We start from the raw sequence: 25593 nt of genomic DNA, 5'->3' as shown, positions 1-25593 counted from the left end.
ACTTACGCTCACTGCAGTTTGAGATCATGAATTAGCAAGCGCATACTTGGAGTCATGTGGAAGTGGGTGCTGCTGATCGCGGTGACGATCGGGGTGACCGTGCCCCTGGACCTCGTGGGCGTGCCGTCGGCGGCACTCTTTGCGGCCCTGATCGTCGGCATCGTCCTGGCTCTCGGGTCGTTGGCGCCGGCACGCGTGCCGCGCAAGGCGGGCATCGCGGCCCAGGGCGTACTGGGCGTCTACATCGGCACGATGGTGCACCAGGACGCGCTCACCGCCCTTGGCTCGGACTGGCCGCTCGTGCTGGCAGTCGCCGTGTGCACGCTGCTCCTGAGCATCGGCGCCGGTGCGCTACTGGGTCTGCACCGTGACATCAGCCCGCTCACCGGATCGCTCGCACTGGTCGCCGGTGGTGCCTCCGGTCTGGTCGCGATCGCCCGCGAACTCGGCGGCGACGACCGTGTGGTGGCCGTGGTGCAGTACCTGCGGGTCGCTCTCATCACCGCCTCGATGCCCGTCGTCGTCACGCTCGTCTATCACGCCGAGAAGACCGGCAACGGCGCCGCTCCGGCCCAAGACGATTCGGCGCCTTGGTATGTCAGCCTCGGGATGCTGGTGGTCATCGTGCTCGTCGGCGCGACGGCGGGTCGGCTGGCCCGGCTGCCCGGAGCCGGCCTTCTCGGCCCGATGGCGGTGACCATCGTCCTCGAGCTGACCGGGACGTCGTTCGGGCTGTCGGTGCCGATGGCGCTGGTACAGCTCGGCTACGCGGTCATCGGGTGGCAGGCCGGTGTCGCGTTCACCCGTGAGTCGATGCGGGCGATCGGACGCGCGCTCCCCACGGCACTCGGTCTGATCGTCGTGCTGAACGTCGCCTGCGCAGGACTGGGCATCCTGCTGGCCCACGTGACGGGGATCAGCCCCCTCGAGGGCTACCTGTCGACCAGCCCCGGCGGGATCTACGCCGTGCTTGCCACCGCCGTCGAGACCGGTTCCAACGTCACGTTCATCATCGCGGCGCAGGTCGTACGGGTGCTGTTGATGCTGTTCGCCGCGCCGTTGATGGCACGTGGGCTCATCGTCCTCACCCGGCGGATCGGCTACAGGCGCGCGAGTACCTCGGACAGCAGGGAACCCATCCGCGTCGCCGACTGACGCCCCGCCTCGAGCACCTCGGTGTGGCTGAGCGGTTGGCCGGTCATCCCGGCGGCCAGGTTCGTCACCAGCGAGACCCCGAGCACTTCGGCACCGGCAGCGCGGGCGGCGATGGTCTCGTGGACCGTCGACATGCCAACCAGGTCGGCGCCGAGCGTGCGGAGCATCCGGATCTCGGCAGGTGTCTCGTAGTGCGGTCCGGGTAGCCCGGCGTACACACCCTCGGCGAGGGTCGGATCGATCTCGCGGGCGAGTGCCCGCAGCCGCGGCGCGTAGGCGTCGACCAGATCGACGAACTGCGCCCCGACCAAGGGTGAGCGTGCCGTCAGGTTGAGGTGGTCGGCGATCAGCACCGGCTGGCCCACCGCGTAGTCCGCCCGGAGCCCGCCTGCGGCGTTGGTCAGCACCACTGTGCGGGCACCTGCCGCGCAGGCCGCCCGGACGGGATGGACGACGTGGCGAAGGTCGTGACCCTCATAGGCGTGAATCCGGCCGAGCAGCACCAACACTCGCTTACCGGCGACGTCGACCAGCAATGCCTGGCCACCATGGCCGGCGGCGGCCGGCGGGGTGAAGCCCGGTAGGTCTGCCATGGCGACGGTGGCGAGCGGTGCGCCCAACTCCGCGGCGGCCGGTGCCCACCCCGAGCCGAGGACCACGGCGACGTCGAAGGAGTCGACCCCGGTGCGCGTGCACAGCGCGGCCGCGGCTTCGTCGGCAACGTCCTGCGGGTCGGTTGATGCAGTGGTCACGGCGAGAGAGCGTACCGCCGGTCATCGAGACTGCACTCACGGCGAGGGAGTGCGGGTAATCGTCACCGTGTGCGCAGTCTCGATGCAGAGGGGCGGCGATGAGCGCTCGCGCGAAGAGCAAAGCAGTGGTGAGATACTGCTCCGATGCCCACTGCCACAGCGTCGACGATCGTCGAAGACGTAGTCCAACGACGCCGTGGCGACCTCATCGCGCTGTCGCACTCCATTCACGCCGAACCCGAGCTCGCGTTCGACGAGCACCGCAGCTGCGCAAAGACCCAGGCGCTCGTCGCCGAACGCGGATTCGAGGTCACCGCGGCACCAGGGGGTTTGGACACCGCCTTCCGCGCCGACTTCGGCAGCGGGTCACTCGTGATCGGCATCTGCGCCGAATACGACGCGCTGCCCGGCATCGGCCACGCATGCGGACACAACATCATCGCCGCGTCGGCGGTCGGCACCGCGCTGGCTCTCGCCGAGGTCGCCGATGATCTGGACCTGACGGTCGTGCTGCTCGGCACCCCCGCCGAGGAGGCTGGCGGCGGCAAGGCGCTGATGCTGGAGGCGGGCACCTTCGACGACATCGCGGCCACGGTGATGCTGCACGCCGGCCCACTCGACATCGCACGCGCGAGGTCACTGGCGCTGTCGCAGGTCGCGGTCGAGTACACCGGTCGCGAGGCACACGCGGCGGTCGCGCCGTACCTGGGCCTCAACGCCGCCGACGCGATCACGGTGTCCCAGGTGGCGATCGGGCTGCTGCGTCAACAGTTCGCGCCGGGTCAGATGGCGCACGGCATCGTCACCGACGGCGGGCAGGCGACCAACGTCATCCCGGCCCGAACCGAGATGCACTACACGATGCGCGCCAACGACACCGGATCACTGCGTGAGCTGGAGGGCAGGATGTCGGACTGCTTCCTGGCGGGTGCGGTGGCCACGGGTTGCGGGCATCGGGTCGAGGCGACCGAGCCGTCCTACCTGGAGTTGACGCCCGACCAGTGGCTTGCCGACGTGTTCCGCGCGGAGATGGTGCGGTTCGGGCGAAACCCCGTCGGGCCGGAGATCGAGGCGGCGTTCCCGCTCGGCAGCACCGACATGGGCAACGTCACCCAGGTCATGCCGGGCATCCACCCGATCGTCGGCATCGACGCCGACGGCGCCTCGATCCATCAGCCCGCGTTCGCCGCGGCCGCGGCAGGACCGAGCGCCGACACGGCCGTCATCGAAGGAGCCGTCATGTTGGCCCGCACCGTCGTCGAGCTGGCCCAGACACCCGCCGAGCGGGACAGGGTCCTGGGGCTGAAGGCGGGGCGCACGTGAACATCGCGCAGACCACCGAGGCTTGGCTGGCCAACAACTACGACGAGCTGGTGGCGTGGCGGCGGCACATCCACCGCCATCCCGAGCTCGGCCGGCAGGAGTTCGAGACGACGCAGTTCGTCGCCTCCCGCCTGGCCGATGCCGGTCTGAACCCCAAGGTGCTGCCCGGTGGCACCGGTCTCACGTGTGACTTCGGACCCGACCACGGTCCGCGGGTGGCGTTGCGCGCCGACATGGACGCGTTGCCGATGGCCGAGCGGACGGGATCGGCGTACGCGTCGCTGGTGCCGGGCGTTGCCCACGCGTGCGGTCACGACGGCCATACGGCAGTGCTGCTCGGGGCAGGCCTGGCCCTCGCGTCGGTGCCCGAGCTGCCCGTCGGCGTGCGGCTGCTCTTCCAGCCCGCGGAGGAACTGATGCCCGGCGGGGCCATCGATGCGATCGCCGCCGGTGCGCTGAACGGGGTATCGCGGATCTTCGCGCTGCACTGCGATCCACGCCTGGAGGTCGGCAGGGTCGCCATCCGGCCGGGACCGATCACGTCGGCGGCCGATCAGGTGGAGATCACCCTGCACTCACCGGGCGGGCACACCTCGCGGCCGCATCTGACCGGTGATCTGGTCTACGCGTTGGGCACCCTGATCACCGGTCTCCCCGGCGTGCTGTCGCGACGGGTCGATCCCCGCAACAACACGGTCATGGTGTGGGGCGCGGTCAACGCCGGCGTCGCCGCCAACGCGATCCCGCAGACCGGCAGCGTGGCGGGCACCATCAGGACCGCCAGCCGCGAGGCCTGGGTGATGATGGAACAGCTCGTCCGCGAGATCGTTTCGTCGTTGCTCGCGCCGTTGCAGGTCGAGTACAGCGTGCACTACCGCCGCGGGGTTCCTCCGGTGGTCAACGAGGAAGTGTCGACGCGGATCTTCACCCACGCGATCGAGGCGATCGGGCCCGACGTCCTGACCGACACCCGGCAGTCTGGTGGTGGCGAGGACTTCTCCTGGTACCTGGAGGACGTTCCCGGCGCGATGGCGCGGCTCGGCGTGTGGCCAGGGCACGGTCCGCAGCTGGACCTTCACCAGCCGACGTTCGACCTCGACGAGCGGGCGTTGGGCGTCGGGGTGCGGGTGTTCACCAACATCGTCGAGCAGAGCGCCGGGCTGTAGCCCTCCGCTCAGCGCTGGGCGCAGAGTCGACGGCGGGTTAGGTGCCGGGACCGACGTTGCCGGCCGGGCGGGTGCGCAGATCGTGGACGTACTCCTCTGGAGCGCCCGCAATCTCGGCGGCCTCCGCCATCACCCCGAGGTACCGCGCCGAGGGGATGCCGCCCTCCCACGCGTCGACGACGTACAGCCACGCCAGGACGGGGTCGGTGCTGGTGTCGGACGTCTCCCGGTGGACGCGGCAGCGGATCTTCTTGTGGAAGCCGAGCTCCGAACCCTCCCAGCGGTCGAGGTTCTCCTCGTCCTCCTTGGTCATGTCGTAGAGCACGACGAAGACCTTCGACAGCGGATCCTCGACGAGGGTGGCGAGCGCCCCCTCCCAGCCGAGGTCGGCACCACCGAAGGTCAGCCGCCAGCCGTGCAGCCACCCCGTTCCCGCCATCGGCGAATGGGGTGCACGCTGCAGCATCTGCTCCGGATGCATGTTCGATCCGTAGGCGGCGTAGATCGGCACGGCGGTAAGCCTAAGGGGTGGATTGGTCGGCGGGCGGGCAACCACCGGGTTGAGTTGGACACAGCAGACTAGGTTGATGGCCGTGGTTACCCGCATTGTGATCATCGGTGGCGGCCCCGCCGGGTACGAAGCAGCACTCGTCGCCGCGGGCCATGGGCCCGGCGTCGCGCAGGTCACCATCGTCGAGTCCGACGGCATCGGTGGCGGGTGCGTCCTCTGGGACTGCGTGCCGTCCAAGACGTTCATCGCCTCGACCGGCGTGCGCACCGAGTTGCGCCGCGCCGACGGATTGGGCTTCGACATCAAGATCGAAGACGCCAAGATCTCGCTGCCCCAGATCCACAATCGCGTGAAGACGCTGGCACGATCCCAGTCCGCCGACATCGGATCCAACCTGCTGCGCGAAGGCGTCACGATCATCCACGGACGCGGCGAGCTGGTCGACGACTCTCCCGGCATGGCGCACCACCGTGTGAAGGTCACCACATCGGACGGCAAGGTCGGCACGCTGAAGGCCGACGTGGTGCTGATCGCGACCGGCGCGCGCCCACGGGTTCTGCCACAGGCGGTCCCCGACGGCGATCGCATCCTGAACTGGCGTCAGCTCTACGACCTCACCGAGCTTCCCGAGCATCTGGTGATCGTCGGCTCGGGTGTGACGGGCGCCGAATTCTGCAACGCCTACACGGAGTTGGGCGTCCAGGTCACCGTGGTGGCCAGCCGCGATCAGATCCTGCCGCACGAGGACTCCGACGCCGCCGCGGTGCTGGAGGAGACGTTCGCCGAACGTGGCGTCAAGTTGGTCAAGAACGCCCGCGCCCAATCGGTCACCAGCACCGCCGACGGGGTCGTGGTCGCGATGGCCGACGGTCGCACCGTCGAGGGCAGCCACGCTCTGATGACCGTCGGTTCGGTGCCCAACACCGAGGGGCTTGGCCTCGAGAAGGTCGGCATCGAGCTGAACGCGGGCAATTACCTTTCGGTGGACCGGGTTTCGCGCACCACTGCCGCCGGCATCTACGCTGCCGGCGACTGTACCGGGCTCCTCCCGCTGGCGTCGGTGGCCGCCATGCAGGGCCGCATCGCGATGTATCACGCGCTCGGCGAGGGGGTGTCGCCGATTCGGTTGCGCACCGTCGCGGCCGCCGTCTTCACCCGCCCCGAGATCGCCGCGGTCGGCGTCCCGCAGACCGCCATCGACGACGGCACGGTGCCCGCGCGCACGCTGATGCTGCCGCTGACGACCAACGCCAGAGCCAAGATGTCGCTGCTGCGCCGCGGCTTCGTCAAGATCTTCTGCCGCCCGGCGACCGGTGTCGTCATCGGGGGCGTCGTCGTAGCGCCGATCGCGTCGGAGCTGATCCTGCCGATCGCCCTGGCGGTGCAGAACCGGATCTCGGTGACCGACCTCGCCCAGACCCTGTCGGTGTACCCGTCGCTGTCTGGGTCGACGGTCGAGGCGGCCCGCCGGTTGATGGCTCACGACGATCTGGACTGACGAACACGTAGGCTCGCAGTAGTACGCCTACCGACGAGTAACTAGAGGGAGTCCCTCGCGTGAGTGACCCGATCCCCGGTCCGGGCAACGGCCAGACCCTTCTCAGCCCCGACGGGCGCGCGCAGGCGTGGAAACGTCTGGGCAGCGAACACTTCGACGTCGTCGTCATCGGCGGCGGCGTGGTTGGCGCCGGTGCCGCCCTCGACGCCGCCACCCGCGGTCTCAAGGTGGCCCTCGTCGAAGCGCGTGACTTCGCGTCCGGAACCTCGAGCCGATCCTCGAAGATGTTCCACGGCGGACTGCGGTATCTGGAGCAGCTGGAGTTCGGGCTGGTCCGCGAGGCTCTGCACGAGCGGGAGCTGTCGCTCACGACGCTCGCACCGCACCTCGTCAAGCCGCTGCCCTTCCTCTTCCCGCTGACCAAGCGGTTGTGGGAGCGGCCGTACGTCGCGGCGGGCATCTTCCTCTACGACCAGCTGGGTGGCGCGAAATCCGTTCCGCCGCAGAAACATTTGTTGAAGGCCGGGGCGTTGCGGTTGGCGCCGGGGCTCAAGCGCAGCTCATTGATCGGCGGGATCCGCTACTACGACACCGTCGTCGACGACGCGCGCCACACCATGACGGTGGCGCGCACCGCAGCCCACTACGGTGCGGTGGTGCGAACCTCGACGCAGGTGGTGTCGCTGCTGCGCGAGGGCGACCGCGTGACGGGCGTGCGCGTGCGCGACAGCGAGGACGGTGAGGTCACCGACGTCCGTGGCCACGTGGTCGTCAACGCCACCGGTGTCTGGACCGACGAGATTCAGGCACTGTCGAAGCAGCGCGGGCGTTTTCGGGTGCGCGCGTCGAAGGGTGTGCACATCGTCGTGCCGCGGGACCGGATCGTCAGCGAGGTGGCGATCATCCTGCGCACCGAGAAGTCGGTGCTGTTCGTCATTCCGTGGGGCACCCACTGGATCATCGGGACGACCGACACCGACTGGAATCTGGACCTGGCGCACCCCGCCGCGACGAAGGCCGACATCGACTACATCCTCGAGACGGTCAACACGGTGCTGGCGACGCCGCTGAACCACGACGACATCGACGGCGTCTACGCGGGATTGAGGCCACTGCTGGCGGGGGAGAGCGAAGAGACGTCCAAGCTGTCGCGTGAGCACGCCGTGGCCACGCCGTCGCCGGGTCTCGTCGCAATTGCCGGCGGCAAGTACACGACCTACCGGGTGATGGGCGAGGACGCCATCGACGCGGCCAGCGTCTTCGTTCCCACCCGGGTGGCGCCGTCGATTACCGAGAAGGTGCCGCTGATGGGCGCGGACGGGTACTTCGCGCTGATCAATCAGACTGAACACGTTGGCGCGCACTACAACCTGCACCCGTATCGGGTTCGCCATCTGCTGGACCGCTACGGCTCGCTGATCGGCGAGGTGTTGGCGATGGCCGAGGGACGTCCAGAGTTGTTGACGCCCATCACCGAAGCGCCCGTGTACCTCAAGGTCGAGGCGTACTACGCCGCGGCCGCCGAGGGTGCCCTGCACCTCGAGGACATCCTGGCGCGTCGCATGCGCATCTCGATCGAGTACCCGCACCGCGGAGTCGACTGTGCCCGCGAGGTCGCCGAAGTCGTTGCCCCGGTGCTGGGTTGGAGTCCCGCGGACGTCGACCGCGAGGTGACCACGTATCAGGCCCGGGTCGAAGCCGAGGTGCTGTCGCAGACCCAACCCGACGACGAGTCCGCCGACGCGTTACGGGCCGCGGCACCCGAGGCGCGGGCCGAGATCCTGGAACCGGTGCCACTGACGTGACGCGTTCCCCGCTACCCGATCGCGACGGCATCGGTCCGACGCGGGTGCGGCTGCGCGGGGGAGCGGTGCTCGTCGAACTGGCCGACCGGTTCGGTGAGCGGGCTGCGGAGAAAGTCCTTGCGGGCGAAGTGGTCTGCGCCGACGGATCGGTCGTGAGCCCGTCGACGGTGCTTGCCCCGAACGCCTTCGTCTACCTCTATCGTGACCTGCCCGAGGAGGTTCCCGTCCCGTTCGACGTGCCCGTGCTGTATCGCGACGACGACATCGTGGTCGTCGACAAGCCGCACTTCCTGGCCACCATGCCGCGGGGCCGGCACGTGGCGCAGACCGCGCTGGTGCGGTTGCGTCGCTCACTCGACCTGCCCGAGCTTGCGCCGGCGCACCGCCTGGACCGGCTGACCGCCGGTGTGCTGCTGTTCACCGCGCGCCGTGAGGTCCGCGGGGCGTATCAGACGATGTTCGCGCGTGGCGAGGTGCGCAAGACGTACCTGGCGCGGGCGGACGTGTCCACGTTGGCGTTTCCCCTGACGCTCCGGAGTCGAATCCTCAAGGAGCGCGGGCGGTTACAGGCGTACGAGGAACCCGGTGAATCGAACGCCGAGACGCTCGTCGAGCACCTTGGCGACGGGTTGTACCGGTTGACTCCGCGGACCGGCCGGACGCATCAGCTACGGGTGCACATGGCGTCGCTGGGGCTGCCGATTCTCGGCGACCCGTTGTACCCGGAGGTGGTCGACGTGGGAGCCGACGACTTCCCCGATCCGTTGCAGCTGTTGGCCCACCGCGTGGAGTTCGTCGATCCGCTGAGCGGCGATCGGCAGGTGTTCGTCAGCGAGCGCTCGCTGTGACGGTCAGACCCCGTCGCCACGTCGACCTGGGCCATGCCGACCGATCGTCACCACCGGTCTGTTCTACTAGCGATCATGGATCGCCCAGCCTTCGACCGGCTCTTCGACATGACCGACCGCACCGTGATCGTGACGGGCGGGAGTCGCGGCATCGGACTGGCCCTGGCGGAGGGGTTCGTCCTCGCCGGGGCCCGCGTCGTGGTGGCCAGTCGCAAGGCCGACGCCTGTGACGAGGCCGCCAAGCATCTGCGTGGCCTCGGCGGTGAAGCGATCGGCGTCGCCGCTCACATCGGCAACCTCGACGATCTGGACCTGCTCGTGGAGCGCACCGCTGGCGAGTTCGGCGGTGTCGACGTCGTGGTCAACAACGCCGCCAACGCGTTGGCGGAACCGATGGGCGAGATGACCCCGGAAGCGCTGGCGAAATCCTATGAGGTGAATCTGCACGGACCGATCTTCCTGGCGCAGAGGGCACTTCCATATTTGAGGAAGAGCTCGCATGCGGCAGTGCTGAACATGGTGTCGGTGGGTGCCTTCAACTTCGCCCCGACGATGGCGATCTACGGTTCGGTCAAGGCCGCGCTGATGTCGTTCACCCGCTCGATGGCGGCGGGGTACGTGGCGGACGGCATCCGGGTCAACGCGATCGCGCCGGGCCCCGTCGATACCGACATGATGCGCAAGAATCCGCAGCAGGCGATCGACGGCATGGTGGGCGGAACGTTGATGAAGCGCCTAGCCAGCCCCGATGAGATGGTGGGCGCTGCGCTGCTGTTGTGTTCGGACGCAGGGAGTTACATCACCGGACAGGTCGTCATCGTCGACGGCGGCGGCACGCCCCGCTAGACCCGACGCGTGGCGACGTCGTCACTGGTTCTTGCGGGTGGCGAAGGCGGCCTTTGCGTCGTTGAGCTCGCCGCTGGTCGTGGACAGGATCTGGCTGCGGTTCTCCACCTGCAGTGCCGCGTGCAGGCTGGACGCCTCGAGATTGGCCCACAACACCTGCTTGGTCGACTCCAGTCCGAACTTGCCGTAGCTGCAGAGTGTTTCGGCGATCGCCAGGGCGTCGTCGACCGCGGATCCCGCGGAAACCCGCGACACCAGGCCGATGCGCAACGCCTCGTCCGCATCCACCGTGCGGGCGGTGAGGATCAGGTCGAATGCCTGACCGGCACCGACGATCCGCGGCAGGGTGTAGCTGACGCCGATGTCGCAGCCGCCGAGTCCCAGCTTGATGAACTGGGTACAGAACCGGGCCGACGTCGAGGCGACGCGAATGTCGGATGCCATCGCCAGCGCGAACCCGCCACCGTAGGCGGGTCCGTTGACGGCGGCGATGACTGGCTGGCGCAAGCCGCTCAACCGCGTGGTGAGCTCGGCGATGCGCTCCTGCCACCGCATTCCGGACCGCGGAAACTCCAGTCCGCGAGCGGCTTCCGCCGGCATCGGTTCGGTCAGGTCCAGACCCGAGCAGAATCCGCGGCCCGCGCCGGTCAACACCAGCACGCGACACCCATCGTCGGAACCGACCTCCTCGAGGCTCTGGTGCAGTTCCTCGACCAGGTGATAGTTCAGCGCATTGAGCTTGTCCGGTCGGTTCAGCGTGAGGAGGGCGACGTCGGGGCGCGGGCGAGTCAGTTCGAGATGCGGCATAGCGCCCCAGCCTATTCGCGGGCCTCAGTCGCTACTGCGCCATCCGTTGATCCCGACGATGATCAGCCGAAGCTGCTTGACGGCTGTGTGTCTGATCTCGTCGAGTGCCGTCTGATCGGGGGCATCTTCGATGGCCTCGGCGATCGAGATCATCGAGTTCACGAACAGGCTGGACAGGATGTTGAGGTCCTCGGCACTCCAGGCGTTCAGGCCGGGGAAGCGCGTCAGGTCGATCGCCAGCTCCGAGGTGATCAGACGAATCTCGGTGCGGATGGCGTAGCGCAGCACGGTCACGCCGCTGTTGCGTTCCCGGCCGATGAAGCGCCAGTGCTCACGGCGTTCGTTCACTCCGGTGATGAGGATGTCGACGGTGGATTCGATGATGCGACTGGGGTCGAGCTTGCCCGCTCGCGCGCCACGCAACATGTCGCGCAGGGCGCGGAAGGACTCGTCGATAAGAACCAGGCCGAGGGCTTCCATCGAGTCGAAGTGCCGATAGAAGGCGGCGGGCACGATGCCGGCCTCGCGGGTCACCTCCCGCAGGCTCAGCGCGCTGAAGCTGCGTTCCTCCAGCAGTCGCAACGCCCCCGCCACGATGGCCCGGCGGGTGGCCTCCTTGCGGTCCTCCCGCGAGACGGTGTCCCGCGAGGAGCGTGAGGAACGCAAGGAACCCGAACGTCCCGAGCGGGACGATCGTGAACTGGGCGTACGTTCGTTCACCGTTGTGAAACCTACCACAACCTGGAGAAAGTCATTGACGGCACTGGGGTAGGTGTCGCACGGTGTACACATGTTCACTCAAACGAAGACGCTGAGTCTGCGGGACAGGGTGCTGCGGTCGCCGCTGGTCGACCTGCTCACGGGACCGCACGGCGTCGATCGCTACACGGAGCTCGTAGAGCCCACCTGGACGCTGGGCGATGCCCGCGCCAAGGTCGTCGCGGTCCGTCGGCAGACGCCCCGCAGTGTCACCCTCACTCTCGAACCCAATGCGGCCTTCACGGCCGGACCCGCCCTGCGTGCCGGCCAACACGTCAACCTCACCGTCGAGGTCGACGGCCGCAGGCAGACCCGCTGCTACTCGCCCGCCAATGCCGAGGACGCCGATCTCCTCGAGTTGACGATCGGCGTCCACGACGACGGTGTGGTCTCCCAGCACCTCTTCCGCAATGCACGCCCGGGCATGGTCGTCGGACTCGACGGCGTGGGCGGCGACTTCACGTTGCCGGTCGAGCGTCCACGGAGGGTTCTCTTCGTCTCCGGTGGCAGCGGGATCACCCCGGTGCTTTCGATGCTCCGCACGATGCGAGACGAAGGTTCGGACCGGGACGTCACCTTCATCCACTACGCCCGTACTCCCGAGGAGGCCTGCTACCGCGAGGACCTCGCCGCCATGCCCGGCGTGCGCGTTCTGCACGGCTACTCGCGGTCGGCTGAGGCCGGCGATCTCACGGGTTATTTCGGTGCAGAGCACGTGGCCGAGATCGCCACGCCCGACGCCGTATTCGTCTGCGGTCCGCCCGCACTCGTCGAGGCGGTCCGGAAGCACTTCGCGGACGCCCTCTTCGAGAGCTTCGTGCCGCCGGTGTTCGCCGTCCCGACCGAGGCGTCCGGCGGCACGGTGGCGTTCGCCGACAGCGGTGTCGACGTGACCGACGACGGACGGTCGCTGCTCGAGCAAGCAGAAGCGGCCGGTCTGACGCCGGAGAATGGCTGCCGCATGGGCATCTGCCACACCTGCACCCGTCGCAAGACCAGCGGCGCGGTCAAGAATCTCATCACCGGCGCCGTGTCGACAGCCGACGAGGAGGACGTGCAGATCTGCGTGTCCGTTCCCGTCGGTGACGTCGAACTCTCGCTCTGACAACACGTTTCGACTCGAAAGGATCAGCCATGACTACCATGCTCGAGCAGACGATCGAAGAAGACGTCGCCGACGTATTGCCCGCCCCCATCCGGCAGGCCATCACCAAGGTCGTTGGCGGCAAGCCCGTCACCATGACCCCCGAGATGGCCGATGCCTTCGGCGAAGAGCTCGACGCCCTGCGCGAGCGGGTCGTCGCCGACCTCGGCGAGCGGGACGCGTCCTATATCCGCGGGGTCATCAAGGCCCAGCGTGCCCTCGAGGTCGGTGGCCGGGCCCTGCTGTTCGCCGGCATCCTGCCCCCCGCCTGGATCGCGGGGACGGCGATGCTGGCGGCGTCGAAGATCCTGGACAACATGGAGATCGGCCACAACGTCATGCACGGGCAGTACGACTGGATGGGCGATCCCGCGCTGACGAGCCGCAACTTCGAGTGGGACTCGGCCTGCCCGAGTGACCAGTGGCGACATTCGCACAACTACATGCACCACACCTACACCAACATCGTCGACATGGACCGCGACATCGGTTACGGGATCCTGCGGATGAGCGAAGATCAGCGGTGGACGCCCTACTACTACGGCAACCCGGTCTACGCGTTCCTGCTGATGATCCTGTTCCAGTACGGCGTGGCCCTGCACGAACTGGAGACCGAGCGGATCCGCACCGGGGAGATCTCGATCGCCGACAAGCGCGAGACCCTCAAGGGCATCTGGGGCAAGGTGAAGCGGCAGACGCTGAAGGACTACGTGGCCTTCCCGCTGTTGGCCGGCCCGTTCGCACCGTGGGTGTTCACCGGCAACCTGACCGCGAACCTGATCCGCAACGTGTGGTCGTATGCGATCATCTTCTGCGGTCACTTCCCGGATGGCACACAGGAATTCACCAAGGAGGAAACCGCGAACGAGAGTCGCGGCATGTGGTACTTCCGACAGGTCCTCGGCTCGGCAAACCTGACCGGCGGGAAGCTCTTCCACGTGATGAGCGGCAACCTGTCGTTCCAGATCGAGCACCACCTGTTCCCCGACATCCCGGCGTTCCGGCACGCGGAGATCTCGCCGGAGGTACAGGAGATCTGCGAGCGCTACGGCGTCCCCTACAACAAGGGACCGCTGCCGCAGCAGTTCGGCACCGTCGTGCGCAAGATCTGCCGGCTGGCGCTACCGGGCCGCTAGAGCCCCACGGGCGAGACGTCCGGCCCGTAGCGCGCGAGCAGTCGCGCTGCGCTGCGTGGTCGCAGCGCCGCCAAGCGAATGTCGTCGTCGTAGTGGGCCAGCACGCGCCGGTCCATCACCCGGCGCCAGAGCGGAGGAGCGGCCGCCAGCAGTAGCATCGCGGCGTATCCGGCGGGTAGCTGCGGTGCCTCGTCGTGGTGGCAAAGCGCCTGGTACCTGCGGGAGGGATGGGCGTGATGATCGGAGTGGCGCTGCAGATGGAACAGAAGGACGTTAGCCACCACGGTGTTGTTGTTCCAGCTGTGCGAGGCGCGCACGGGTTCATAGCGTCCGTCGGCACGTAGCTGCCGCCGAAGACCGTAGTGCTCGACGTAGTTGATCGCCTCCATCAAGCAGATGCCCACCACTGCCTGTCCGACGAGCCACGGCAGAACGACGGTTCCGAAGGCGAAGACCAACACTCCGAACAGGGCAACGCTCACCAGCCAGCCATTGAGGACGTCGTTCCGTAAGCTCCACGCCGAGCGCCGCATTCGAGCCAACCGTCGGCGTTCGAGCCACCACGCAGAGCGCACGTTGCCCACCGCCGAGCGGGCAATGAAGGCATACAGGTTATCGCCCATCCGCGAGCTGGCTGGGTCCTCGGGTGTCGCGACCCGAACGTGGTGACCGCGATTGTGTGCGACGAAGAAGTGGCCGTAGCACGCCTGCGCCAGCGCGATCTTGCTCAGCCGCTGTTCGCACTTCGCCCGCTGGTGACCCAATTCGTGCGCGGCGTTGATGGCGATTCCGCCGATCCCGCCGATCGTCACCATCACACCCACTTGATCGACCGGGCCCAGGGTGACTCCTCCGCCCCCGCTCCACAGCCAGCAGGCCAGCACAAGGGACGAGTACTGGATCGGGAGGTACAGGTAGGTGGCCCAGCGGTAGAAGCGGTCGTCCTCCAATCGCGCCAGCGCACTCTCGGGAGGGTTGGCGGCATCGGGGCCCACCGCGTAGTCGAGGACGGGGAGGATGCCGAACGTCACGATTGGTCCGAGCCACCAGAAGATGCCCGCTCCCGTCAGGTACGCCCCCAGCCAGGCAACCACGAACACCGTCGGAACCAGAAGGCCGAGGAGCCAGAGGTACCTTTTTGGATCACGCCAAGAATTGATCTTGAATTCGCGTTGATTGGGATGATCGTTCAGTCGAGTCGACAAATCACACCCCCCAAGCACCGAGCTCAATTCGTAACTCAGTTAACACCTATATTTGGGAAAGCGTACCCTAAAGTAGGTTTTTGCTTCTTGACGAGCGATCAGGCCGCATTGCTGAGCCCAAGGGCCATTGGGCTGGCCGGATGGTGTGGAGATCAACCGCTTGTCCAGCGCAGATGGGTTGTTTTCGAATGATTTTCGGATCGTCGATCGGTCGATTTGATTGAGCGCCGACGGTGATGGCTGGGAATGCGCTGTCAGGCAACTGGCTACGCAAGGGGGCGCAAATGTCGTTTGGTGACGTCGTAACCGTCGAAAGTGGACGAAGATGCGAAGTCGAAATTGATGGAGCCACTCAAGATCGAGTGCTGAATTCGAACGGACGGTGCGTGTGACGGCGATATCGCGACGCCGCTTTCTCTACGGCACGGCGGCCTTCGCGGCGGCTGGAGCCGGCGCGATCACCTACGGAGTGAGCCGTGACCAACCGGCCGCTCGCCGTGACCACCATTCCGCCATCGTGGTGGGCAGCGGCTATGGCGGCGGGGTGTCGGCACTGCGCCTCGGCCAGGCGGGCATCGACACGCTGATCCTGGAGAAGGGTCGGCACTGGGACACCCCCGACGAGGATGGCAAGCGGTTCTCGCGGATGCTGCCTCCGGACAATCGCGCGACCTGGTTCTCCGCCGTTCCGCCGAGCTTGATTCCGTCCTTCGACGGCATCTCGATCGAGGACGTCGTCGAGAAGGTGCCGTCCCCTCAGCCGGTCCAGGCGGGAATCTGCGAGCAGGTGGCGTATGGCGCACACAACGTGTTCCGCGGGATCGGCGTCGGCGGCGGCTCGTTGATCAACGCCGCCATCGCGGCGGTCCCCACCACCGGGCAGATTCGCGAGGCCTTCCCCGACATCGATCCCGGGGAGTTCCTCTACGGCTACATTCCACGTGCCCAGGAGATGCTGCGCATCAGCTACCGCGACAGGGACTGGTTCGAGCAGACCCCGTGGTTCCAGTACGCGCGCACCGGTCGGCAGTACGCGGCGGCGGCCGGGTACTCGGTCGACTACAACGGCAGCGCTTACTCGTTCGACTACATGAAGCAGGAAGAGGCGGGAACGGTTCCGCGTTCTGCCTTCGACCTCGAGCAGCAGTACGGGAACAACTTCGGCAGGTTCGGCAGTGTCGATGCGACCTACATCGCCGCCGCGCTGGCCACGGGCAAGGTCACCTTGAGTCCGCTCACGGAGGTCATCGGTGTCCGCCGCGAACGCTCGGGTGAATACGTCGTCTCCACCCGCGTGATCGACCGGTGGGGCAAGGAACTCGAGCGCCGCGAAATCGGTTGCGACAAACTCTTTCTCAGCGCCGGCGTGCTGGGAACGAACGCCATCCTGATGCGCGCGAGGGAGTCGGGTGAACTATCGGACCTGAGCGAGGAGATCGGTCGCGGGTACGGGAACAACGGGGACGTCATGGTGGCTCACCACCTGCAGGACGGCGATCCCGCCGGGACCGAGCAGTCCCTGCTGGGGATGATCAACCTCGATGGTCGCAACGACCCCGACAACCCGGTGTACGCGAGCATGTTCTCCATTCCCCTGCCCATGGAGACCCATACGTTGGGCTACTACGTGATGGTGAAGACCGGTGATCGCGCCGACATGGTCTACGACGCCGCCTCGGACTCGATCGACATCCGGTGGCCGCAGGATTACACCGATCACCTGGAGGCGCGGGCCCGAACGGTGTTCGACCGGGTGACGCAGGCCAATGGCGTGGAGTATCGCGATGACATCTTCGGGGGAAAGGTATTCGGGCCCAACACGGTTCACCCGCTGGGCGGCTGCGCGCGCGGGGTCGTGACCGACAACTTCGGACGGGTGAAGGGTTACGAGGACCTATACGTCAACGACGCATCGCTGATGCCCGGATATCTCGGGTGCAATCCGTTCATGTCGATCACCGCCCTTGCCGAGCGCAACATCGAGGGCATCCTCCAGGGGCGTACGTGATCGACCGCTAGGTCTGGCAGTTGGGGCACCAGAACGAGATTCGCTCCGTGCCGGTGACCGTCGCACGATCCGACTCGACGGTGGTCCCGCACCGGCGGCACGGTCGACCGACGCGGCCGTACACCCACAGGTCGCTGCCCGCCCTGGTGTTGCCGGTGGTCGTGCGATTGACCCGGGAACGATTCAGCCACAACATGTCTCGCGCACGCTGCACGATCCGCAACGGGTCCTTCGCGGCACTGACGGGCGAAGTCGGAAGGCGGCCCAGCACGAAGCACAGCTCGTTGGCGTACACGTTCCCGACGCCCGCCATCACCCGCTGGTCGAGTAACGCCTCGGCCAGCGCGCGGTCGGGGTCTGCCGCGAGGTTGGCCGCCGCCGCCCGCGGTTCCCAGTCGTCGCCGAGCAGGTCGGGTCCGAGGTGGGCCACTGACTCCATGTCTTGATCGCGAGGCAGGATCTCCAGGACGCCGAGGTCGACGCCTGCCGCCCGGGTGTCCGCGGTCTCCAACAGGATCCGCACCTTGTGGATCGGCACCCGCCTGATCTGGCCGTCGATCAGCCACGCCCCATCCATCTTGAGATGCGAGTGGATGCTGGCATCCGCCACGCGGATGAACAGGTGCTTGCCGCGGCTGAGGACCTCGTCGACGACCCCGCCCGTCAAGTCGACCGTGGCGAACTTCGGCACGCGCACGTCGCACCGGGTCAGCGTCCTGCCCTCGAGGGCGGCCCGCAGCTTCTCCGCCGTACGGAAGACGGTGTCACCTTCTGGCATGAGTGAATTCCAATGAAACATCCCACAGCCGTTCGGCATTCGCGGCGTCGAGGGCGTACGGCGCGACGCCACCCGTGCCCGGCTCGCCGCGGCGGGTGACCACCCTGGCCTCGTTGCAGTTCTCGAAGTACCGACCACCGACGCCGTCGAGCAGCGGAGAGGCCGCGAGCAGCGTCGACGTCGCGGCCCCCTGCTCGACGGTCTTGAAGCCGGTGCTCGCGGCCTTGAACGCCGCCGACGCCCGCGCGGCGTACTCCGGCGGAAGGTGCCGCTGCAGCGGCGTGTCGATGCCGCCGGGCATGAGCGCGTTGGCGACGATGCCCTCGGCCTCCCAACGGCGGGTGGCCCCGACCGCGAACAGCACGTTGGCGGTCTTCGACTGGCCGTAGGCGCCGAAGGGGTCGTAGTCGCGGAAGGCGAAGTCGATGTCGTCGAATACGACGGGACAGCGCAGGTGGCCGCCGGAACTGACCGAGACGATGCGGGCCCCGCCGGCTGCGGTCATCGCGTCGTGAAGTCCCACCGCCAGGGCGAAGTGCCCCAGATGATTGGTCGCGAACTGCATTTCGTGGCCGCTGGCCGACATCGTGAGCTGCTGGATCGCCATCACCCCGGCGTTGTTGACCAGAATGTGCAGCGGTCCGTCCCAGGCGGCGACGAAGGCGTCGACGCTGTCCAGGTCGCTCAGATCGAGTGGGGCCACCCGCACCGGGCCGCCGATGTCGGCTGCCACGCGGTCCCCGGCAGCGACGTCGCGAACGGCCAACGTCACCTCGGCACCCGCACCGGCGAGGGCACGCGCGGTCTCGATGCCGATACCCGACGAGGCACCCGTGACGATCGCGCGCTTGCCGGAGAGGTCGACGCCTGCGATCACTCCCGTGGCAGTCGAGTCGGACCCGAATGGGGTGGTGATCAATGCGTCGGTCATGAGTCCTCTTTGCGTCGGATGGCATCGAGGGCCCGGGTGGCCTCGTCGGCGATCCGCTCGACCAGGGCCGCTGCGGAGTCGACCGCCGTGATCAGGTCGACGGCCTCGCCCGCCCAGATCGGCAGGTAGTCCATGTCTTCGCGCTGCACGCCCGCGCGGAATGCGGCCAAGGCCTCGACGTCGGTGCTCAACTCGTCCTCGCGGTCCTGCCAGGTGTCGGTGAAGGCGTTGCGCAGCGTCCTGGCCGGGTAAACGGCCGGCCAGCCCGCGTCGGCCGCGACGTCCGCAACACGACCCAGGACGGTGTCCGAGGCCCCAGCTGCCGTGATCACCTTCACCTCGGCCGCGGTCAGCATGGCCTCCCCGGTGGCTTCGAAGCGGGTGCCCAGGAGCGCTCCGGCGGCACCGAGCACCAATGCGGCGGCCAGCCCCCGGCCGTCGGCGATGCCGCCTGCGGCCAGCACGGGGACGGCGCCCGCGATGTCGACGACGGCGGGAACGAACGGCAGGGTCGATCGCCCGCCGCCGTGGCCGCCCGCCTCGGTGCCCTGCGCGACGACCACGTCGGCGCCGACGTCGATGGCCCGTCGCGCTTCGACCATCGTGGTCACCTGGATGATCAGCGGAATCCCCGCGGCACGGACCACTTCGGCGAACGGTGCGGGATCGCCGAAGGACAGCATGATCGCGGCGGGCCGCCGCTCGATGCTCCACTCGATGATGTCCTGGTCGATTGCCCAACTCAATAGGCCGATGCCCCAGGGCTTTTCGGTGCTCTTCGCGGCAAGGGAGCACTCCCGTGCCAACCAGTCGCGCTCGCCGCGACCGCCGCCGATCATGCCCAGCCCACCGCCCTCGGCGACACCGGCCGCCAACCGGCCGCCGGCCACACCGCCCATCGGCGCCAGAACGATCGGGTGATCTATCCCGAACATGTCCGTCAATGCGGATCGCAGGGCCATGCCTGCACTGTAGGCAACCGCGGTGTCGGGCGGATCAGGCGGGAATCGAGTGCAACGCGTCGGTAGCCTTCTGATGACGGTGCTGACGCTCGATGACCGCGAAGTAGAAGGCGTAGGCGAACGCACAGCTGGTGAAGAGGCTGGATACGAAGAACAACCACGGCCGACGGATGCCGCGCCGATAGCCGTCGACGATGGTGAACAGCGGCAGCAGGATGACGTTGATGATCGTGTAGTCCTGGCTTGCCGACGCCGCGGCGGGGTTGACGTAGCCGAGCGCGATGAACTGCTGCCAGCTGCCCGCACCCCAGATCGGGTTGCCGCCGGGCACGGCGTACTCCGCGACGAACTGATGGTTGAAGTAGTAGCCGAGGGCGATCGACGCGATGCCGACGACGTAGAAGACGATCTCCAACGCAGAGAACGCCGGGCCCCCGGCGGGCCGGGCGAAGACGTGGGGATTGGCGCGGACGATCCACAGGATGACGAGGACACCGAGAATGGCATGAACGATCAGCGAGACCATGGTCCGAGTATGGAACGCAGCCGGCGAAGTTTTGTCATTTTTGCCATTCTGGCGTGGCTGGGTGCCGATCAGCGCAGGCGCAGCCCCCGCGGAGTGCGCGAGAAGCCGCTCCCCACCAGCGCGTCGTGGACCGCTTCGTGGTCCGGGCCGGCGCCGGGCTCCAGCACGGGCACGCCGTTGATCCGCTCGACGAGCAGCGACTGGAGGCGGCCCGTGCCGACCAGGTCGACCAGCGCGGCTCCGGCCGCGGCGTGCGCGTCGGCATCCGACGAGAAGGACAGCAGCGAGCGTCCGCCCCGCTCGAGGAACCACGTCAGGCCGCCGTCGACGAGGACCACCAGGGCACCGGCCTTACGACCGGGACGGTGCCCGGTATCGGAGTCGCTCGGCCACGGCAGGGCGGCACCGTACGGGTTGGCTGGGTCGGCGGCGGCGAGCACGATGGCGTGGTAATCCGGACGCGACTTGTCGAGTCCGTCGAGATAGGTCCGCAGCCGGTCCACCGTGGACGCGACGGCGAACTGGGCGCCACCGAGCGATTCCACGAAGTAGCCCCGCTGGCAGCGGCCGGCGTCCTCCAGCGCAGTCAGCACCTTGTACAACATCGCGAACCCGCCGGGCACCCCCTCGGCCGAGCCCTTGGTGAGCACGCCGTACCGGTTGAGCAGAAGCTCCGCGGAGAAGTGCGCGCGGATCGTGGAGTCGGGCTCGGAGTGCGGCAAGGCTGACCACCGGCCCGCCACGGTCGCATCCGTGGTCCGGGTCTGAGCGTGTGCGACGCTGTACCGGCTCAGCCGCGGCGGCCGTTGCCGTTGCCGGTGCGTCCCACCTCGTCGACCCGACCCGGCCAACAGTGCACGCACCGGAGCGAACGTGTCACCCGTGACCCGGCCCGCCCAAACCAGTTCCCAGAGCGCATGTTTGACCGCCGAACCCGCATCGCCGGCGTCGGCGTTGGCGGTGAGTTGCCGGAAGAAGTAGGCCCCACCGTGACCGAGCGCGTCGAGGATCTCGCGATGGACGTCGGTGAGGTCGATCTCCGCGGGCGGGGCCAACGAGAGAGCCGCCGTCTCCGCGCTGTGGAACGCAATCCACCCGTCACCGCTGCTGATCGAGCCCGCTCCGGACCACGTCACCTCGCCCGTCGCGAGCAGCTCGTCGAGCATCGCCGGCTGATAGTTGCGGACCCGCTGGCCGAACACCAGCGGCTCGATCGCCGACGCCGGGATCGGCACCCCGGACAACTGTTCGATTACCGACGCCAATCCGTCGATGCCCGTGCTCTTCTCGACCCCGACCTGCTGCCACGCCGGAAGGAACCTGGCGTAGGCGGCGGTGCTGACCGGTTCGACCTGGGCCCGCAGCGCCGCCAGGGAGCGTCGCCGCAGGATCTTGAGGACGTCGGCGTCACACCACTGCTCGGTGTCCTCACGGCTCGATGTCGCCGCCGGGGCGGCTCCGGTGCTCGATGTCGCCGCCGGGGCGGCTCCGTCCGTGAACTCGCCACGGATCAACTTCCGATCTGCCGACATCCGACCCAGGACGTCGGCGGTCACGCGCAGCCCCAGCCCGAAGCGTTCCGCCGCCTCGCGGGTGGTGAACGGGCCCCGCGTGCGTGCGTAGCGACCCAGCAGCTCGCCGAGCGGATCGGCGACGGAGTCGGTGAAACTGGCCGGAATGCCCACGGGCACGGCAATTCCCACGCCGTCGCGCAGCAGGCCGATGTCCTCGATCGCCACCCACCAGGTTCGACCGGCGTATGACACCGTCAGCGTGCGGCGGGCTGCTCGCAACCCCTCCAGCCAGCCGGCGACGTCGTCGACCGTCGATCGCTCGGCCACCTCGCTCTCGGTCAGTGGGCCGAGGAGCCGCAACAGGTCGGCCACGCCTTCGGCGTCTTTTACCGCGCGGTCGGCCGCCAGGTGTTGCAGCTGCGCCGCGGTGGCGGCGATCACCTGCTGGTCGAGGAGCTCGCGGAGTTCGACTCGACCGAGCAGTTCGGCCAGCAGCGTGCTGTCCAACGACAGTGCGGCGGCACGCCTTTCGGCCAGCGGGCTGTCACCCTCGTACATGAAGGCGCCGACGTAGCCGAACAGCAGTGACGCCGCAAAGGGCGACGGCGTCGTCGTCTCGACCTCGAGGATGCGGATGCGCCGCTGCGCAACGCGTTCCATCAGCTCGCGCAGCGTGGGCACGTCGTATACGTCCTGCAGGCACTCGCGCACGGTCTCGAGGACGATCGGGAAGTCCGGGTACTTGCGGGCGACGTCGAGCAGCTGCGCGGCCCGTTGGCGTTGGTGCCACAACGGGGAACGCTTGCCGGGTTGGCGACGCGGTAGCAACAGGGCTCGTGCGGCGCATTCCCGGAACCGCGACGCGAACAAGGCCGAGCCGCCGACCTCGTCGGTGACGATGGGGTCGATCTCGTCGGCTTCGAAGACGAACAGTTCCGCGCCGGGCGGGGCGTCCTCGGTGTCGGGCAGGCGCACGATGATGCCGTCGTCGGAGGCGGTCGGCTTCTCGTCGATGCCGTACCGCTCCCGGAGCCGCCTTGCGACCGCGAGCGCCAGCGGACCGTGAACGCGCAGACCGTAGGGGGAATGCAGGATGACGCGCCAGTCGCCGAGTTCGTCGCGGAAGCGCTCGACGATGAACGTCGTGTCGGTGGGCACCGTGCCGGTGGCCTCCCGCTGATCGTTGATGAGCTGCCACAGGTTGTCGGTGGCGAAGTCATTGAAACCCATTGTTGCGCAACGCTTGTCGAACTTCGCGCGGTTTAGTCCCGCCAGTTCCCCGGTGAAGGCACCGATGGCGGCGCCCAGCTCCGCGGGTCGGCCCACCCCGTCGCCCCGCCAGAACGGCAACCGGGCGGGCTGTCCCGGCGCGGGGAGGACGAGCACGCGGTCGTGGGTGATCTCGGTGATCCGCCAGCTGGTGGCGCCCAGGGAGATGACGTCGCCGGGGCGCGACTCGTACACCATCTCCTCGTCGAGTTCACCGACGCGCGAGGGCTTGTCGGTGTCGGCCGACGAGGCCAGGTACACGGTGAAGAGGCCACGGTCGGGGATGGCGCCGCCGGAGGTCACCGCCAGACGCTGGGCGCCCGGCCGGCCGGTCAGGGTGCCGGCATCGCGGTCGTACACCAGTCTCGGACGCAGTTCGGCGAACTCGGTGGAGGGATATTTTCCGCTGAGGAGGTCGAGCGTTGCCTCGAAGGCGCTGCGCGGCAGGGTCGCGAACGGGGCGCTGCGACGGACGGCCTCGAACCACCGATCGGCGTCGAGAGGCTCGAGGGCGGCTGCTGCCACGGTGTGTTGGGCCAGTACGTCGAGCGGGTTGGTGGGCACCCGCATGGTTTCGATCTCGCCGGCGAGCATGCGTTGCACCGTCACGGCGCAGTCGATCAGGTCGGTGCGGTGCTTGGGGAACAGGACGCCTTGGGAGATCTCGCCAACCTGGTGCCCCGCCCGCCCGATCCGCTGTAGCCCGCTGGCCACCGACGGCGGTGACTCGACTTGGATGACGAGGTCGACGGCGCCCATGTCGATGCCGAGTTCCAGGCTCGAGGTGGCGACCACCGCCTTGAGGCGACCGCTCTTGAGGTCGTCCTCGACGATCGCCCGCTGCTCCTTGCTGATCGAGCCGTGGTGCGCCTTGGCGAGTAGCGCTTCGGCCCCGAGGGCCACGCCGCTGCCCATCATCTGGGCGGGGAAACCGCCGCCTACTTTGGGATTGTGCGTCTCGGGTACCGCGTTGCCCAGCCGTTCGGCGTGAATCTCGTTGAGCCGTGCGGTGAGTCGTTCGGCCAGGCGTCGCGAATTGGCGAACACGATCGACGACCGATGCGACTCGATCAGGTCGACGATGCGCTCCTCGACGTCGGGCCAGATGCTGTTGTTCTCCAGGTGCGCCATGTCCGGCACCGGCACGTGCACCGACAGGTCGAACGTCTTTGCGGCCATCGGCGCCACGATGGTGGTCGGGGCTTGCCCGGACAGGAACCTGGCGACCTCCTCCGGCGGCCGGACGGTGGCCGAGAGCCCGATCCGCTGCGCGGGGCGGTCCATCAACTGGTCGAGCCGCTCCAACGACAGCGCCAGGTGGGCGCCGCGTTTGGTGGCCGCGACGGCGTGCACCTCGTCGACGATCACGGTCTCGACCTCGGCGAGGGTCTCCCGGGCTGCCGAGGTGAGCATCAGGAAGAGCGACTCGGGCGTGGTGATGAGGACGTCTGGTGGCCTGGCGATCATCTCGCGGCGGCGGTTGGGCGGCGTGTCGCCGGAGCGCACCCCGACCGTGATGCTCGGTGCGGCCACGCCCCGGCGTTCCGCGACGCGGCCGATGCCGGTGAGCGGCGTGCTGAGGTTGCGTTCGACGTCGACCGCCAGCGCCTTGAGCGGTGACACGTACAGCACCCGGGTGCCCGCGGTGGCAGCGCGTGGCTCACCCGACGCGAGCCGGTCGATGGCCCACAGGAACGCTGCCAGGGTCTTACCCGACCCGGTCGGTGCGATGACCAGGGTGTTGTGGCCGTCGGCGATGGCGTCCCACGCCGCGGTCTGGGCGGCCGTCGGGGCGGCGAAGGTCCCGGTGAACCACTCCCGCGTCAGGTCGCTGAAGCGGGCCAGGGGTGCTGCGGGTTCAGCGGTCTTCCGGGCCATCTCGCCATACTGCCCGCACCCACCGACAAGCCCCTCCCACCCCTGTCGCGATTTCGGCGCGCGAACGTTCGGTGAGCGAACGGAAACGCGCCCAAGTCACTCGGGCGGGGAGGGTACGTCCGGAATTCGCGCGACGGCATCGAGGAGCGCGTGGGCGCACGCGTCGGCGACCGCCCCCGCGTCGATCGACGGGTCGGCGACCCGCTGGCGACACATCTCGAAGGTGAACGCCAGCCAGCCGTAGACGACCGCCCGCAGGTCGCGCTGCACCGTGGCCGGCAGCGGCTCGGCCAGTGGCTCCGTGATGCGGTCGATGATGCGGTTGGCCTGGCGGTCGTTGTCCGTGTCGTCGATCCCGCGCAGCACCGGATCGCTGCGGCCCATGTCCATGTAGGCAGCCCAGGCGCCGTGGGGGTGGGCTTCGTCGTATTCGAGATAGGCCAGCACGCCTGCGCGGAGCTGTTCGAACAGGCTGAGCCCCGGTTGCGGGGGAGTGTTGGTGGCCTCGAACAGACGCTCACCCTCGTTGCGGACGACGGCGGCGAAGAATGCGCGCTTGTCCGGAAAGTAGTGGTACATCAGCGCTCGCGACACACCGGCCCGCTCGGCGATCTCGTCGATGCGCACCTCGTCGTACGGCCGCTGCCCGAACACCTCGGCGCCTAGCGCCAGCAGCTCGTTGCGCCTGTCCTCCGGGGACAACCTTCTCCGGTCAGCCACCTCGACATATTAGTTGGCACATGTACAACAGCTGTGGGCCCGGTCTCGTCGG

The 25593-nt window shown here is 68.1% G+C and carries 21 protein-coding genes; 10 read left to right on the top strand and 11 right to left on the bottom strand.

The annotated features are described in order from the left end of the window. The first annotated feature begins 54 nt into the window (after positions 1-54). Positions 55-1155, top strand: coding sequence for an AbrB family transcriptional regulator (locus tag QUE68_RS22495; protein WP_284228488.1), 1101 nt, complete (start codon positions 55-57; stop codon positions 1153-1155). Here the strand turns inward: QUE68_RS22495 and QUE68_RS22490 are convergent. Beyond that, positions 1101-1907 (bottom strand): purine-nucleoside phosphorylase, encoded by an 807-nt coding sequence (locus QUE68_RS22490; protein WP_284228487.1) that lies wholly within the window; start codon positions 1905-1907, stop codon positions 1101-1103. The two genes, QUE68_RS22495 and QUE68_RS22490, sit on opposite strands and share 55 nt — an antisense overlap. A 144-nt stretch (positions 1908-2051) precedes the next feature. Here QUE68_RS22490 and QUE68_RS22485 point away from each other — a divergent pair, with 144 nt between their 5' ends. Both QUE68_RS22485 and QUE68_RS22480 read left to right on the top strand, forming a co-directional pair. After that, positions 2052-3230, top strand: a complete 1179-nt coding sequence (locus QUE68_RS22485) for a M20 family metallopeptidase (protein WP_284228486.1) — start codon at positions 2052-2054, stop codon at positions 3228-3230. Further along, entirely contained in the window at positions 3227-4396 is a 1170-nt protein-coding gene (locus QUE68_RS22480; protein ID WP_284228485.1) for an amidohydrolase, read from the top strand. Before QUE68_RS22485 ends, QUE68_RS22480 begins: the two co-directional genes overlap by 4 nt. 37 nt (positions 4397-4433) lie before the next feature. Here the strand turns inward: QUE68_RS22480 and QUE68_RS22475 are convergent, their stop codons facing one another. Beyond that, positions 4434-4907, bottom strand: coding sequence for a gamma-glutamylcyclotransferase (locus QUE68_RS22475; protein ID WP_284228484.1), 474 nt, complete (start codon positions 4905-4907; stop codon positions 4434-4436). Between the two features lie 82 nt (positions 4908-4989). Here QUE68_RS22475 and QUE68_RS22470 point away from each other — a divergent pair, with 82 nt between their 5' ends. The 4 genes from QUE68_RS22470 (at position 4990) to QUE68_RS22455 (ending at position 9904) form a co-directional block, all read left to right on the top strand. Then, positions 4990-6405 carry an NAD(P)H-quinone dehydrogenase gene (locus QUE68_RS22470; protein WP_284228483.1) on the top strand — a complete coding sequence of 472 codons (1416 nt, stop codon included), beginning with the start codon at positions 4990-4992 and terminating at the stop codon, positions 6403-6405. Positions 6406-6464: 59 nt separating this feature from the next. Beyond that, entirely contained in the window at positions 6465-8210 is a 1746-nt protein-coding gene (locus QUE68_RS22465; protein WP_284228482.1) for a glycerol-3-phosphate dehydrogenase/oxidase, read from the top strand. Next, entirely contained in the window at positions 8207-9058 is an 852-nt protein-coding gene (locus QUE68_RS22460) for a pseudouridine synthase (RefSeq protein WP_284228481.1), read from the top strand. The genes QUE68_RS22465 and QUE68_RS22460 overlap by 4 nt, the downstream gene beginning before the upstream one ends. A gap of 75 nt (positions 9059-9133) precedes the next feature. Continuing rightward, positions 9134-9904: an SDR family NAD(P)-dependent oxidoreductase gene (locus QUE68_RS22455; RefSeq protein ID WP_284228480.1), complete on the top strand. Its 771-nt coding sequence runs from the start codon at positions 9134-9136 to the stop codon at positions 9902-9904. 21 nt (positions 9905-9925) lie between these two features. Here the strand turns inward: QUE68_RS22455 and QUE68_RS22450 are convergent, their stop codons facing one another. Both QUE68_RS22450 and QUE68_RS22445 read right to left on the bottom strand, forming a co-directional pair. Further along, on the bottom strand, positions 9926-10711 hold the full coding sequence (locus QUE68_RS22450) for an enoyl-CoA hydratase/isomerase family protein (protein WP_284228479.1): 786 nt from the start codon (positions 10709-10711) through the stop codon (positions 9926-9928). Positions 10712-10735: 24 nt separating this feature from the next. Then, positions 10736-11431, bottom strand: coding sequence for a TetR family transcriptional regulator (locus QUE68_RS22445; RefSeq protein WP_284228478.1), 696 nt, complete (start codon positions 11429-11431; stop codon positions 10736-10738). A 70-nt stretch (positions 11432-11501) separates the two neighbouring features. On the opposite strand from QUE68_RS22445, the gene QUE68_RS22440 reads away from it, so the two are divergent. Together QUE68_RS22440 and QUE68_RS22435 are read left to right on the top strand one after the other, a co-directional pair. Further along, positions 11502-12575, top strand: coding sequence for a ferredoxin reductase (locus tag QUE68_RS22440; protein ID WP_284228477.1), 1074 nt, complete (start codon positions 11502-11504; stop codon positions 12573-12575). 134 nt (positions 12576-12709) lie between these two features. Next, the gene (locus tag QUE68_RS22435; protein WP_454786383.1) at positions 12710-13750 is read left to right on the top strand and encodes a fatty acid desaturase family protein; all 1041 of its coding nucleotides are present in this window, start codon (positions 12710-12712) and stop codon (positions 13748-13750) included. Here QUE68_RS22435 and QUE68_RS22430 read toward each other — a convergent pair. Further along, a complete protein-coding gene (locus QUE68_RS22430; protein WP_454786295.1) occupies positions 13747-14955 on the bottom strand; it encodes an alkane 1-monooxygenase in 1209 nt (402 codons plus the stop codon). The two genes, QUE68_RS22435 and QUE68_RS22430, sit on opposite strands and share 4 nt — an antisense overlap. 388 nt (positions 14956-15343) lie before the next feature. On the opposite strand from QUE68_RS22430, the gene QUE68_RS22425 reads away from it, so the two are divergent. Then, positions 15344-16963: a GMC oxidoreductase gene (locus tag QUE68_RS22425; RefSeq protein ID WP_284228476.1), complete on the top strand. Its 1620-nt coding sequence runs from the start codon at positions 15344-15346 to the stop codon at positions 16961-16963. A 7-nt stretch (positions 16964-16970) separates the two neighbouring features. Here the strand turns inward: QUE68_RS22425 and nei2 are convergent, their stop codons facing one another. From nei2 to QUE68_RS22395, 6 genes are all read right to left on the bottom strand, one after another. Beyond that, positions 16971-17741 carry an endonuclease VIII Nei2 gene (nei2, locus tag QUE68_RS22420; protein WP_284228475.1) on the bottom strand — a complete coding sequence of 257 codons (771 nt, stop codon included), beginning with the start codon at positions 17739-17741 and terminating at the stop codon, positions 16971-16973. Beyond that, entirely contained in the window at positions 17728-18672 is a 945-nt protein-coding gene (locus QUE68_RS22415) for an SDR family NAD(P)-dependent oxidoreductase (protein ID WP_284228474.1), read from the bottom strand. Before QUE68_RS22415 ends, nei2 begins: the two co-directional genes overlap by 14 nt. Next, positions 18669-19634, bottom strand: a complete 966-nt coding sequence (locus QUE68_RS22410; protein ID WP_284235222.1) for an NAD(P)H-dependent flavin oxidoreductase — start codon at positions 19632-19634, stop codon at positions 18669-18671. Before QUE68_RS22410 ends, QUE68_RS22415 begins: the two co-directional genes overlap by 4 nt. A 34-nt stretch (positions 19635-19668) precedes the next feature. Beyond that, complete coding sequence (locus tag QUE68_RS22405; protein ID WP_284235223.1) at positions 19669-20160, bottom strand: DUF2834 domain-containing protein; 492 nt, start codon at positions 20158-20160, stop codon at positions 19669-19671. A 68-nt stretch (positions 20161-20228) separates the two neighbouring features. Beyond that, positions 20229-24821: an ATP-dependent helicase gene (locus QUE68_RS22400; protein WP_284235224.1), complete on the bottom strand. Its 4593-nt coding sequence runs from the start codon at positions 24819-24821 to the stop codon at positions 20229-20231. 96 nt (positions 24822-24917) lie between these two features. Continuing rightward, positions 24918-25541, bottom strand: a complete 624-nt coding sequence (locus tag QUE68_RS22395; RefSeq protein ID WP_284235225.1) for a TetR/AcrR family transcriptional regulator — start codon at positions 25539-25541, stop codon at positions 24918-24920. Positions 25542-25593: the final 52 nt, after the last annotated feature.

It is taken from the genome of Mycolicibacterium sp. TUM20985 (assembly GCF_030295745.1).
Taxonomy (GTDB): Bacteria; Actinomycetota; Actinomycetes; order Mycobacteriales; family Mycobacteriaceae; genus Mycobacterium.
This window is presented reverse-complemented; position numbering and strand designations above follow the sequence as displayed.